This is a genomic window from Nonomuraea sp. WAC 01424 (assembly GCF_003947315.1).
GTDB classification, from domain to species: Bacteria; Actinomycetota; Actinomycetes; order Streptosporangiales; family Streptosporangiaceae; genus Nonomuraea; species Nonomuraea spiralis.
The window spans coordinates 21975-34551 of sequence record NZ_QHHZ01000013.1 but is presented as its reverse complement, the minus strand read 5'-3'; the positions used below and the strand labels follow the sequence as shown (position 1 = coordinate 34551).

Here is a 12577-nt window from a genome sequence, read left to right as displayed (position 1 = left end):
AGGGGCCACCGCCCCGGGCCAAGAGCCTCGCCGTACAAGTCTCGGCCGTTGAACCTGCCCGAGTGTACTCAGTCCGGGACGAGGATGCGGAGGGACGGCGTTCCCCGTAGGTCAAGGCGGGCCGCGCGGGCCCGGCCGCGTCAGCGTTCGCGTGGCGTGACCAGGCCGGACTCGTAGGCGAAGACCACGAGCTGGGCCCGGTCGCGGGCACGCAGCTTCGTCATCGCCCGGCTCACGTGCGTCTTCGCGGTGGTCGGGCTGATCACCATCAGGGCGGCGATCTCGTCGTTCGACATGCCGCGGGCCACCAGGGCGGTGACCTCGCGTTCGCGGTTGGTCAGCACGTCCAGGCCCTTGGGGTCGGGTTCGGGGCGGCGGGCGACGTACTCGCCGATCAGGCGGCGGGTGATGGCGGGGGCCAGCAGGGCGTCGCCGCGGGCGGCCACCCTGACGCCCTGGAGCAGGTCGGCGGGCTCGGTGTCCTTGACCAGGAAACCGCTCGCGCCGGCGCGCAGGGCGTCGAAGACGTACTCGTCCAGGCCGTAGTTCGTCAGGATCACCACGTGGACCTCGGCGAGGCGGTCGTCGGCGGCGATCCGCCGGGTGGCCTCGATGCCGTTCATCACGGGCATCTGCACGTCGACGAGCGCCACATCGGGGCGGTGCTCCAAGGCCAGGGCGACGGCCTGCTCACCGTTCGCCGCCTCGGCGACCACCTCGATGTCGTCCTCGGCCTCCAGCAGGGCTCGGAAGCCGCCGCGGATGAGGGCCTGGTCGTCCACCAGCAGTACGCGGATCATCCAGCCTCCCGCAGCGGCAGCTCGGCGCGTACGGTGAACCCGCCCTCGGGACGCGGGCCGGTGCGCAGCCGCCCGCCGAGCGCCGTGACCCGTTCGCGCATGCCCAGCAGGCCCACGCCGGGGTCGGCCGGGCCGCCGTCCGTGTCGCCGTCGTCGTCCACCTGCACGATCAGCTCCTCCTTGCCGTAGTCGACGCGTACCGAGGCGGTGGCCGGCCCGGCGTGCTTGGAGACGTTGGTCAGCGCCTCCTGGACGATCCGGTAGGCCGCCCGGTCGACCTCGGCCGGCAGGTCGCGGCGGTCGCCGGTGACCGTCACCGTGGCCGGGACGCCGGTCGAGCGGGCCCGTTCGACCAGGTCGGGAAGCCGGTCCAGGCCGGTGGCCGGCCGCTCGCCGTCGGCCTCGCGCAGCACCTCCAGCGTGGCGCGCAGCTCGCGCATCGCCTCGCCGCTGGCCTCCTGGATGGCCAGCAGCGCGGCCGGCACCTCCTCGCCGCGCTTGCGCGCGATGTGCACCGCCACGCCCGCCTGCACCTTGATGACCGAGATGGTGTGGGTGAGCGAGTCGTGCAGCTCCCTGGCGATGCGCAGCCGCTCCTCGCCGGCGCGCCGCAGCGCCGCCTCCTCGCGGGTGCGCTCGGCCTCGGCGGCCCGCCGTTCGACCTGCACGAGGTACGCCTGCCGATGCCTGGTCACGGTCGCCGTCACCCCGGCGGCCAGGAACCAGCCGAGCAGCAGCGTCGTCTTCTGCACGATCTCCTGCGGCGACTGCCCGCCGGGGGCGGCGGCCAGGTTGGCCGCGAGGGTCGCGCCCAGGAACACCGCGCCCGCCACCGCCGCGAGCGCCCGGTGTCCGGCCCTGACCGTGCCGAACACCGTCACCATTACGGGGAAGGCGGCCGGCGGTCCGGGCAGGGCGTGCACGGCGTAGACCAGCATGCAGAGCGTGGCGGCCAGCAGCGCCGGCACCGGCGCCCGCCGCCAGGCGACGAGCGCGAGCGACCCGGCCAGCACGGCCGCGTAGTCCACGGCGGACGCCCCGGGCGTGGTCAGGGCGGTCGCCGTCAGCAGTACGGCCACCACCGCCGCCAGCGCCACGTCCATGGCGGCCGGACGCCACCGGTGCTCCAAGGTCATGCCAGCACAGTAGAGCGTGAAGTGTCGATAATCCTCCCCATCTGGGCTGAATCGGGCACTACTCCCGCCGTCGTACACGGCCCGTCCCTGCGTCCCGTGCCGTAGCCGTAGGAGTCGCCCGGAGCAGGACGACTCCGGCACGCCCTGTGGCACACCATGACGGCCATGGACACGACTGTGAAGACCGGTGGGCAGTTCCGCTACGTCACCCCCGTCCGGCCGCAGGACGCGACGGGCCGGGTGGCCCAGGTCTACGCGTGCCTGGCCGACGACTTCGGCATGGCCCGGATGGCGGTCTTCCTGACGTTGTCGCCGGCGCCCGCCGTACTGGCCGGGACCTGGGCGTTGTTGCGGGAGTCGCTGCTGGCCGGGCAGGGGTCGAGGACCGGCCGGGAGGTCGTGGCGCTGGGGGTGTCGCTGGCCAACCGGTGCCCGTTCTGCGTGGCCGCGCACACGACGCTGCTGCACGCCACCGGCGACCACAGGCTGGCCGAGACGGTCGCGGCGGGCGGCGTCCCGGAGGATCCCGGGCACGCGGCGCTGCTGCGGTCGGCCCAGGGCCGGCGGGCGCCCGTGCCCTTCCCCGCCGCGCACGCCCCCGCGTACGTCGGGACCGCGCTCACCTTCCACTTCGTCAACCGCGTCGCCTCGGCCCTGCTGACCGAGAACCTGCTGCCGGGCAACCTGCAGAAGTCGCGCCTGGTGCGCAGCGTGGGCGGCCGGGCGATGTCGCGGACGGTACGCAGGGAGCTGCCGCCCGGCGCCGGCCTGGACGTGCTCGACGGCCTGCCCGCCACGGCCGAGCCCGCCTGGGCGGCCGGTACGCCCGTCGGCACGGCCTACGCCACGCTCACGGCCGTCGCGGGGGCGGGCGGCGAGCTGCTGGGGGAGGCGGCACGGGCGGCAGTCACCGAGGCGGTCGCGGGCTGGGACGGCGCGCATCCGCCGATGGGCGGCGACTGGGTGTCCGGCCCGCTGGCCGGCGTGCCCGTGGCGGAACGGCCGGGGGCCAGGCTCGCCCTGCTCACCGCGCTGGCGCCGTACCGGATCAGCGACGCGGACGTCGCGGCGTGGCGCGGGGCCGCCACGACGGACGAGGACCTGGTACGGCTCGTCGCCTTCGGCGCCGCGACGGCCATGCGACACGTGGAGTCCCAGATCGCGGGGGAGGGCGTCCGGGCAGCCGGAGTGACGGGACGGGGCTGAGGTCAGGCGGGCAGGCAGGCGGGCGGGCGGCCCGAGTGGGGCCAGACGTACTCCAGGTCGTCCGGCTCGTCGCCGAACAGCGGGCGGTAGTGGGCGGGGTCCTTGCGCAGAAGGGCGGAGCGGTGGCTGCGGTGGAAGTCCTCGTCGCCGAGCCAGGGCGGCAGCTCACCGGCCGCCGCCAGCTCGTGCTGGGTGCGGACGACGGGCGTGCCGCAGGTGTGGCCCAGCTCGGCGGACATCGTTGCCGCGCAGGTGTCGGCCCGGCCGGTCGAGCACCAGTGGGCGCACACGTCGAGGCCGTAGCGGACGAGGGCCTCCTCGTAGCCGGCCCACATCTTGACCACGGGGTGGTGGCGCCAGCCGTAGCCGGGGACGGTCAGGGCACGCAGGATCTGCAGGGCCTCGACCCGCTGCTTGCCCAGCCGCAGGGGGTCGAGCACTCCGGCACTGGCCTCGAAATCCGGATATGGAAGAAAAGTTTGCATCCATCCCCTCGCTGACCTGCTCTTTCTCGCCTGCCGTCCCGCGCGATCGTATAGACCGCACGCCCGGCGGCGCGCACAATCGGCCCATGGGCTATGTCGGCGCACGGACGCCTCGCAGGGAAGACGCCAGACTGCTGACCGGAAAGGGGAGGTACGTCGGCAACGTACGCCTGCCGGGCATGGCGTACGCGGTGGTGGTGCGCAGCCCCGTCGCCCACGGCCGGCTCCTGGGCTGCGACGCCAAGGCGGCCTGGACGGTCGAGGGCGTGCTCGACGTCATCACCCCCGCCGACGCGGCCGACCTCGTGCTGCCCTGCGTCAGCCTCGCGCCCGGCCAGCGGCTCCTGTCCTACCGGGTGCTCGACGACACGATCAGGTACGCCGGCCAGCCGATCGCCGTCGTCGTGGCCGAGACCCCCGCCGCCGCGCAGGACGCCGCCGGCCTGCTGGACCTGGCGCTCGACCAGTTCCCCGCGACGGTCGGCGCGGAACGCGCCCTTGAGGCGGACGCCCCGCTGCTGTACCCCGACTGGGGCACGAACCTGGTCACCGACTTCCCGCTCGGCGACGCCGACTGCGCGGACTTCGTCGAGGCCGCCGAGCACGTCGTCGAGATGACGTTCAGGATGGGCCGGATCTCGCCGCATCCCATCGAGCCGCGCGGCGTCGTGGCCGCCTACGCCGACGACGAGCTGACCGTGCACATCTCCTCGCAGGCCCCGCACCACGTGCGCGAGCACCTGGCGGACGCGTTCGGGCTCACCCACGACCAGGTACGCGTGATCAGCCGCGACACCGGCGGCGGGTTCGGCGGCAAGGAGCACGTCTATCCCGACGAGGCGCTGGTCTGCCTGGCCGCGATGCGCTTGGGCCGCCCGGTGAGCTGGACCGAGTCGCCCGGCGACCGGCTGTCGGCGACGCTGCCCGCACGGGCCGCCGTCCACCGGGCCAGGCTGGCGCTCGACGGCGACGGCCGGTTCGTCGCGCTGTACGCCGACATCCTCGGCGACCTCGGCGCCCACCCGTCGAACGTGGGCATCTCGCCCTTCGCGGTCTCGGGCACCCTTTTGCCGGGTCCGTACCGGTTCGAGCGGGTCGGCGTACGGGTGCGTGGCGTGGTCACCAACACCACCCCGACCGGCTCCTACCGCGGCTTCGGCCAGCCGGAGTGCACCTGGACCAGGGAGCGCCTGATCGACGAGGCGGCCCGGCGGCTCGGTCTCGACCCGGTCGAGCTGCGGCTGCGCAACATGCTGGAGCCGGACGAGCTGCCGTACCCGAACCGGGTGTACCAGCCCTACGACTCCGGCGACTACCCGCAGGCCCTGCGCACCCTGCGCGACCTGGTCACGCCCGTGACCGGCGTGGACGACGGGCGCCGGCGCGGCATCGGCTACTCCTGCCACGTCGAGACCACCGGCCTGGGCCCGTCCATGGACCTGAAGGCGACCGGCATCCAGGCGGGCGGGTACGAGACGGCGGTGTTGCGGATGGAGCAGGACGCGTCGGTCGTGGTGTCGTCCGGGGTGGTCGCGATCGGGCAGGGCATCGAGACCGCGCTGGCCCAGATCGCGGCCGACCGGGTGGGGGTGCCGATCGAGCGGGTGCGGGTGGTGCTGGGGGACACGGCGGCGACGCCGTACTCGTCGATCGGGTCGATCGCCAGCCGTTCGCTCGCGGTCGGCGGCGGGGCGCTCGTCCGGGCCGCCGCCCGGCTGCGGGACAAGCTGCTGGCCATCGCCGCCCACCGGCTGGAGGCGGCGCCCGGCGATCTGGAGATCGCCGAGGAGTCCGTAAGGGTGAAGGGCGACCCGCGGGCGTCGGTGCCGCTGCGTGAGCTGGCCACCTCCGCCTGGCGGGCCTGGGACCTGCCGGAAGGCGTCACGCCCGGCCTGGAGGAGCGGGTCAGCTACGACCCCTCCGCCTACACCTTCGCCTACGGCGCGCACGCCGCCGCCGTCGCGGTCGATCCCGAGACCGGCGCGGTCGAGGTCGAGCGTTACTGGGTGGTCAACGACGCCGGGACGCTGGTCAACCCGTCCCTGGTCGAGGACCAGATCCGCGGCGGGGTCGCGCAGAGCATCGGCATGGCGCTGACCGAGGAGATCGTCCACACCGACGAGGGGCAGCCGCTCGCCGAGTACTTCCTGCCGACCACGCGCGAGGTGCCCGACATCGAGATCGTGTTGCTGGAGACGCCCTCGCCGGTCACCCCCGGCGGCATGAAGGGCGTGGGCGAGGCCGGTACGATCGGCCCGCCCGCCGCCATCGGGAACGCGGTCGCCGCGGCCGTGCCGGAGCTGGCCGGACGCCTCACCGACGTGCCGCTGACCCCCGAGGTCGTGTGGAGGTGTCGATACCCCTGACCAGGGCACGAGGAGCCTGAAGGTTCGGATCGGGGGACGAATCATGGAATATCGCGCACTTCTGGCCTCCATCGGCCGCATGACGGGCCTGGGGGCCGGCCCGGCCAGAGCGGCGGCCGAGGCCACACTGACCACGCTGGCCCGTACGCTCGACGAAGAGGACCGGCGCGAGCTCATCGAGGCTCTGCCGCCCGAGCTGACCGACGACTTCCCCATGGACCATCCGCGCAACGACGGCACCGAGGAGGGGTTCGTCCGCCAGGCCGCGCTGCTCGGCCGCCGTCCGCCGGAGCAGGCCAGGCTGAGGGCCCAGGCCGTGCTGGCCGCCGTCGCCGAGCAGGACCCCGAACTGATCGCCCGGCTGCACATCCCGGAGCAGGTGCGCCCCCTGTTCGACCCGCCGGGCAGCGGCGGCGGCATCACCGGCCCCAAGGGCCACACCGCGCCGCTCACCGACGACGAGATCGCCTCGGCGCTGGCCACCCTCCCGCTGTGGACCGGCGACCGCTCGGCCCTGCGCCGCGAGATCGCCCTGCCGCGCGAGAACCTGCGTGCGGTACGCCGCGCGCTCGACCGGCTCAAGGCCACCTTCGGCCGGCAGCCCCACCTCCAGGACACCGCCGACGGCCTGGCCATCGTGGTCAGGACGGTCTCCGTGAACGCGGTGACGGCCCTCGACGTGGAGCTGGCCCGGCGGGTGGACGACCTCATCGAGGAGGTGGGCGCCGGCATCGGCCGCCCCTAGTCGTTCGCCCGCTGACCTGGGCAGACAGGTCGGACGGGAAAGAAAGCCGGGATTTCTCGGAAAACCTTCGACCCGGACGGCCCCTTCGTGCGTACACGTTTCGACAGCCGCATGTCCGTCAACTCGGAGGCAGGTCTCGTGTTGATTGAAACGAGCGTTCGATGCCGCCCTTCCCACGAAGGAGAGGCCATGTCCAGGCTGCGGTCGGCCCGGCAGAGCCGGATGCAGTACGTATGGCCGCTGCGCGCGGAGGCCAGGACCGTCGGCCACGCGCGGTCGATCATCCGGGAGGAGCTGTCCGGGCTCGACCTCCACGACGACGTCGTGGACGACGCTGTCCTCATGGTGAGCGAACTGGTCACCAACGCGTTCATGTACGGCGAGGGCCCCTATGAGCTGCTCCTCCACGTGGACGCCAAGGAGGTCATGTGCGTCGTCGTGGACGCCGGGCCGCCCCTGCCCGCCCCCTCGCCCCCCGACCCGGTCGCCGAGCACGGACGGGGCCTGCGCATCGTGGCCAGGCTCTCCGACGGCTTCTACGGCTGTCATCCCCAGCGCTACCTCACCCACCCCGACCTGGTCGGCAAGGCCACCTGGTTCGCGCTGCCGCGCCGCGGCCGGCCCGGCAACGTCGTCCCGATCAGGGCGGGCACGTGACGCGGGTTCCAGTCTCCTTCAAGTCGGCCCGACCATACTGGTGTTGATCAGGACGAAGCCGATGAGTGGATCAACGTGGAATTCCGAGTTCTGGGGCCGCTGGAGGTCCGCGACGCCGACGGGGGCACGGTAGCCCTCGGCGGTCCGCGCCCGCGGGCCGTACTGGCCCGGCTGCTGGTCGCGCAGGGGGCCGTGGTCCCCGCCGACACGCTGATCGAGGACATCTACGGCGGCGCCGCACCGCCGAGCGCCCTGCCCACCCTCCACTCCTACGTCTCCAACCTGCGCCGGGCGGTCGAGCCGGGCCGCGGGCCGCGTACCCGGCCCCGGACGCTGATCGCCCGGCCGCCCGGCTATCTGCTGGCCGCGGACGACGTGGACGCGCTGCGGTTCGCCGACCTGGTGAACCGGGCGGAGTTCCGGTCGGCCGGGGAGGCGCTGGCCTGCCTGGACGAGGCGCTGGAGTTGTGGCGCGGCTCGCCGTACGAGGAGTTCCAGGACGAGCCGTGGGCGGTCACCGAGGTGAGCCGCCTGCGCGAGCTGCGTCTCGTCGCGGTCGAACGGCGTGCCCGCGCGCTGCTCGACCTGGGCCGGCCCCAGCCGCTGATCAGCGAGCTGGAGGCCGAGACCGCGGCCAACCCGCTGCGCGAGCGCCTGTGGTGCCTGCTCGCGCTGTCCCTGTACCGCACCGGACGCCAGGCCGAGGCGCTGGCCGTGTTGCGCATGGCGGCCAGGCGGCTGTCCGACGAGCTCGGCCTCGACCCGGGGCCCGAGCTGCGGTCGCTGGAGTCGGACATCCTGCGCCAGGTGGACTCGCTCGAACCGGTGCGCGACACCCCGGAGCTCGTCGCCGCGCCACGGCCGGTGGACACCCTGCACGGGCGGGAGGCCCAGCTCGCCGAGCTGATGGCGCTGCCCGAGCGGGCCACGCGCACTGGGCTCGCGGTCGCCGAGGTCAGCGGCGAGCCGGGGATCGGGAAGACCCGGCTGCTGGAGGCGTTCGGCGAGCGCTGCGCGCGGCACGGCCGGCTCGTGCTCTGGGGGCGCTGCCACGACGCCGAGGGCACGCCCGCGCTGTGGCCGTGGACGCAGGTGTTCGAGGCGCTGGCCGCCCACTGCCCGCCGCCGGACCGTGAGGCCCTGTCCGGCCTGCTCGACCACCGGCCCGACCCGCTCCCGCCGGGGAAGGGCTCGGCCGACGCGCTGCTCTCGCGGCGCAACCAGGCCGTGGCGCGATGGCTCGGCACGGCCTCGCGCGCCCAGCCGCTCGTGATCGTCCTGGACGACCTCCAATGGGCCGACCCGGCCTCGCTCGACCTGCTCAGGCACCTGGTCATGCTGGTACGGGACGGCGCCGTCACCCTGGTCGCCGCCTTCCGCTCCGGCACCGGCGACGTGCTCGGGCGGCTGGTCCGCTACGACCTGCTGCGGCTGCGCCTGACCGGCGTCGGGCCCGAGGCGGTGGGTGCGATCGCGGCCGACCTCGGCGTCGAGCTCGATGGGGAGGCGTGCGCCAGGATGGCCGACTGCACCGGCGGCAACCCGTTCTTCCTGCGCGAGAGCATCAAGCTGATGGCCCAGGACCCGGACGTGGACGAGGTGCCCGCCGCGGTGACCGAGCTGGTGCGCCTGCGGCTGGACGCGCTCGCCGAGGTCGCGGGCACGCTGGCGGTCGCGGCGCTGGTCGGCCGGGAGTTCGACCCGGCGGTGGTGGCGCGGGTCGCGGGGGAGGAGGCGTACGAGCTGCTCGACCGGGCGGTGCGCGGCGGGCTGCTGGCGGCGCGTCCGGGCGGCCGGCTGGCCTTCGCCCACGACCTGGTGCGCGAGGCGCTCGTACGGGACCTGCCGCCGCTGCGCAAGGCGGCGCTGCACCGCGACATCGCGGCCGCCCTGTCGCGACGTCCGTCCACCGACGTGGAGGTGATCGCCCATCACGCCGTCCAGGCGGGGCCGGTGGCGTACGGGGAGGCGGTGCGGTGGGCGCGGGCCGCGGCCGAGCAGGCCGGGCTGCGCGAGGCCTACGCCGAGTCGGCGTCCTGGCTGGGCCACGCGGTGACCGCGCACGACGCCTCCGGCGGTGACCCGGCCGAGCACGTCGAGCTGCTGCTGGGGCAGGTGCGCGCGCTGCTGGCGGCGGGCGAGCCGGCCAGGGCGCGGCAGGTCAGGGACGCGGCCGTACGGGCGGCCGACCGGGTCGTTGCGGGCGGCCCGATGCTCCGGGTCCGGGCACTGACCTCGTTCGACACGCCGTCGATCTGGACGTTGCGCGACCCGTACGGCGCGGCCGACCCGCTGCTCGTCCGCCGCTTCGAGGGCGCGCTGAACGAGCTGCCCGAGTCGGACGGCCCCGAGCGGGCGATGCTCCTGGCCGGGCTGGCCCAGGAGCTCTACGACGCCTCCGGCGACCCGCGGGCGGACGCGCTGTCCGCCCAGGCCGTGGCCATGGCCAGGCGGCTGGGCGACCGCCGCCTGCTGATGCGCGCGATCAACGCCCGGCACCTGTCGCTGCCCCGGCCCCTGCACGTGCACGAGCTGATGGACCTGGCCGCCGAGCTGCACGAGCTGGCCGCCGACGAACCGGCCTTCCAGCTCCTCGCCAACATGATGGACGCGCACAACCGGCTGGAGCTGTTCGACGTCACCGGCGCCGACCTGGCCGCCGCCCACTGCGACGACCTGCTGGAACGCCTCCCGCTGCCCTGGCCGCGCTTCCAGCACACGTTGTGGCAGGCGGGCCGGCTGGTGCTCCGCGGCCACTTCGACGAGGCGGAGGACCTGTACGCCGACGCCGCCGACCAGGCGACCCGGCTCGGCATCTGGCACGCCGCCCGCTCGGTGACCGCCGGCCGCGTCGTCCTGGACTACCACCGGGGCACGATGGCCGGCGCGGGCCCGCTCATCGACGCCCTGCAAGGCGTGAACACCGCGCTCGACCAGGCCGCCCGCACCCTCCACCTGCACGCCCAGGGCCGCGTGGACGAGGCCCGCGAGCTGAACGGGCAGCCGCTGCTCGACCGGTCGCGCCCGTCCACGCTGTGCCTGCGGGCCGCCGCGGCGGCGGCGCTCGGCCGGGTGCACGAGTGCCGCGCGCTCTACGAGGCGCTGCTGCCCTACAGCGGCCGGATCACCGTCCTGTCGGCGTGCGCCTGGGTGGGCCCGGTGGACTGGCACCTCGCGCTGCTGGCCGAGGCGACCGGCCGGTACGAGAGCGCCGCCCGCCACCTGACCACCCTGGAACGGCTGGCCGCCCGCAACGGCCTGGCGTGGTGGCGCGACCGGGCGGTCGAGGCCCGGCGGCGCCCCTGCCACAAGCACCTGCAACTGGCCACCAGCGGATGACAAGGGCCGCCTGATCGACTTGTGCGCCGACCGACAGGAGGGAGAGCGGGGATGACGGGCGCACAGGCACTGGTGAGGGCTCTGGAGCAGGTAGGCGTGGACACCGTGTTCGGCATTCCGGGCGGCGCCGTCCTGCCCGCCTACGACCCGCTGTACCGCTCGACCTCGATCAGGCACGTCCTGGTACGGCACGAGCAGGGCGCCGGGCACGCGGCCGAGGGGTACGCGCAGGCCACGGGCAAGGTCGGGGTCTGCATGGCGACCAGCGGCCCGGGGGCCACGAACCTGGTGACGCCCATCGCCGACGCCTACATGGACTCGGTGCCGATCGTCGCGATCACCGGCCAGGTGCCCAGCTCGCAGATCGGCACGGACGCCTTCCAGGAGGCCGACATCTCGGGCATCACCCTGTCGATCACGAAGCACAACTTCCTGGTCACGGACGCGGCCGACATCCCCCGTACGATCATGGAGGCGTTCCACATCGCCTCGACGGGACGTCCGGGGCCGGTGCTGGTGGACATCACCAAGGACGCGCTCCAGGCCGAGACCGACTTCGTCTGGCCGCCGGTCATGCGGCTGCCCGGCTACCGCCCGGCGACCCGGCCGAACGCGCGGCAGATCAGGGCCGCCGCCGAGCTGATCGCCGGTGCCCGGCGGCCGGTCCTGTACGTGGGCGGCGGCGTGCACAAGGCGGGCGCGTCGGCCGAACTGCTGCGTTTCGCCGAGCTGACCGGCATCCCGGTCGTCACCACGCTCATGGCCAGGGGCACGTTCCCCGACAGCCATCGTCTGCACATGGGCATGCCCGGCATGCACGGCTCGGTCCCGGCCGTCGGGGCGCTCCAGCGGGCCGACCTGATCGTCGCGCTCGGCACCCGCTTCGACGAGCGTGTCACCGGCGACCTGGCCACGTTCGCGCCGCACGCCAAGATCGTGCACGCCGATGTGGACCCGGCCGAGATCTCCAAGAACCGGCGCGCCGACGTGCCCATCGTGGGCGACTGCAAGGAGGTGCTGGCCGACCTGATCGCCGTCCTGGACGGTCATACGGTCGAGCGTCCGGCCTGGCTGCGCACGCTGGAGGGCTACCGGCGGACGTACCCGCTCGGGTACGAGACGTTCGAGGACGCCCTCGCCCCCCAGTACGTCATGGAGCGGCTGAGCGCCCTGGTCGGGCCCGAGGCGATCTACACCTCCGGCGTGGGCCAGCACCAGATGTGGGCCGCCCAGTTCATCGGCTACGAGCGGCCGGGCACGTTCATCAACTCCGGGGGCGCGGGCACGATGGGCTTCGCCGTACCGGCCGCCATGGGGGCCAAGATCGGCTGCCCGGACCGTACGGTGTGGGCGATCGACGGCGACGGCTGTTTCCAGATGACCAACCAGGAGCTGGCCGTGTGCGCGCTGGAGGGCGTGCCGATCAAGGTGGCCGTCGTCAACAACGGCAGCCTCGGCATGGTCCGCCAGTGGCAGACCCTCCTGTACGACGGCCGCTACTCCAACACCGACCTGCGTCCCGCCCGCCGCATCCCGGACTTCGTCGCCCTCGCCGAGGCGTACGGCTGCCACGGCCTGCGCTGCGAGCGCCCCGAGGACGTGGACACGGTGATCGAGAAGGCCATGGCGATCGACGACGCGCCCGTGGTGGTGGACTTCGTGGTTCACCGGGACGCGATGGTCTGGCCCATGGTCCCCGCCGGGACGAGCAACGACGACATCAGGATCGCCAGAGACCTGGCTCCGAACTGGGGTGATGACGAATAAGTCAAGCCATGCCAAAAGCAGCGATCCATACAAAACCTCATTTAAGCTTCCTTGACCCGGGGCGCCCCGGGCGGCT

The 12577-nt window shown here is 73.9% G+C and carries 9 protein-coding genes; 6 read left to right on the top strand and 3 right to left on the bottom strand.

Annotation, left to right across the window (positions count from 1 at the left end; all coding sequences use genetic code 11):
- Positions 1-140: 140 nt before the first annotated feature.
- Together DMB42_RS32470 and DMB42_RS32465 are read right to left on the bottom strand one after the other, a co-directional pair.
- Positions 141-800, bottom strand: a complete 660-nt coding sequence (locus DMB42_RS32470; RefSeq protein ID WP_125640388.1) for a response regulator transcription factor — start codon at positions 798-800, stop codon at positions 141-143.
- Complete coding sequence (locus tag DMB42_RS32465) at positions 797-1936, bottom strand: sensor histidine kinase (protein WP_125640385.1); 1140 nt, start codon at positions 1934-1936, stop codon at positions 797-799. The genes DMB42_RS32470 and DMB42_RS32465 overlap by 4 nt, the downstream gene beginning before the upstream one ends.
- 165 nt (positions 1937-2101) lie before the next feature.
- Between DMB42_RS32465 and DMB42_RS32460 the strand changes: the two genes are divergently transcribed.
- Positions 2102-3142: a carboxymuconolactone decarboxylase family protein gene (locus DMB42_RS32460; protein WP_125640382.1), complete on the top strand. Its 1041-nt coding sequence runs from the start codon at positions 2102-2104 to the stop codon at positions 3140-3142.
- Between the two features lie 2 nt (positions 3143-3144).
- Here DMB42_RS32460 and DMB42_RS32455 read toward each other — a convergent pair whose 3' ends face one another.
- On the bottom strand, positions 3145-3627 hold the full coding sequence (locus tag DMB42_RS32455) for an MSMEG_6728 family protein (RefSeq protein ID WP_125640379.1): 483 nt from the start codon (positions 3625-3627) through the stop codon (positions 3145-3147).
- Positions 3628-3713: 86 nt separating this feature from the next.
- Here DMB42_RS32455 and DMB42_RS32450 point away from each other — a divergent pair, with 86 nt between their 5' ends.
- From DMB42_RS32450 to DMB42_RS32430, 5 genes are all read left to right on the top strand, one after another.
- On the top strand, positions 3714-5993 hold the full coding sequence (locus DMB42_RS32450) for a xanthine dehydrogenase family protein molybdopterin-binding subunit (RefSeq protein WP_125640376.1): 2280 nt from the start codon (positions 3714-3716) through the stop codon (positions 5991-5993).
- Between the two features lie 43 nt (positions 5994-6036).
- Positions 6037-6738 (top strand): DUF2267 domain-containing protein, encoded by a 702-nt coding sequence (locus DMB42_RS32445; RefSeq protein WP_125640373.1) that lies wholly within the window; start codon positions 6037-6039, stop codon positions 6736-6738.
- Between the two features lie 189 nt (positions 6739-6927).
- The gene (locus DMB42_RS32440; protein WP_185844970.1) at positions 6928-7395 is read left to right on the top strand and encodes an ATP-binding protein; all 468 of its coding nucleotides are present in this window, start codon (positions 6928-6930) and stop codon (positions 7393-7395) included.
- A 75-nt stretch (positions 7396-7470) separates the two neighbouring features.
- Positions 7471-10734, top strand: a complete 3264-nt coding sequence (locus DMB42_RS32435; protein WP_125640367.1) for a BTAD domain-containing putative transcriptional regulator — start codon at positions 7471-7473, stop codon at positions 10732-10734.
- 51 nt (positions 10735-10785) lie between these two features.
- Positions 10786-12501, top strand: coding sequence for an acetolactate synthase large subunit (locus DMB42_RS32430; protein WP_125640364.1), 1716 nt, complete (start codon positions 10786-10788; stop codon positions 12499-12501).
- Positions 12502-12577 lie beyond the last annotated feature (76 nt).

What these genes read in the sequence shown, in the direction of transcription:
- DMB42_RS32450 (WP_125640376.1), top strand. Translation starts at nt 3,714, where the DNA reads ATGGGCTATGTCGGCGCACGGACGCCTCGCAGGGAAGACGCCAGACTG.
- DMB42_RS32445 (WP_125640373.1), top strand. Translation starts at nt 6,037, where the DNA reads ATGGAATATCGCGCACTTCTGGCCTCCATCGGCCGCATGACGGGCCTG.
- DMB42_RS32460 (WP_125640382.1), top strand. Translation starts at nt 2,102, where the DNA reads ATGGACACGACTGTGAAGACCGGTGGGCAGTTCCGCTACGTCACCCCC.
- DMB42_RS32440 (WP_185844970.1), top strand. Translation starts at nt 6,928, where the DNA reads ATGTCCAGGCTGCGGTCGGCCCGGCAGAGCCGGATGCAGTACGTATGG.
- DMB42_RS32455 (WP_125640379.1), bottom strand. Translation starts at nt 3,627, where the DNA reads ATGCAAACTTTTCTTCCATATCCGGATTTCGAGGCCAGTGCCGGAGTG.
- DMB42_RS32465 (WP_125640385.1), bottom strand. Translation starts at nt 1,936, where the DNA reads ATGACCTTGGAGCACCGGTGGCGTCCGGCCGCCATGGACGTGGCGCTG.
- DMB42_RS32470 (WP_125640388.1), bottom strand. Translation starts at nt 800, where the DNA reads ATGATCCGCGTACTGCTGGTGGACGACCAGGCCCTCATCCGCGGCGGC.
- DMB42_RS32430 (WP_125640364.1), top strand. Translation starts at nt 10,786, where the DNA reads ATGACGGGCGCACAGGCACTGGTGAGGGCTCTGGAGCAGGTAGGCGTG.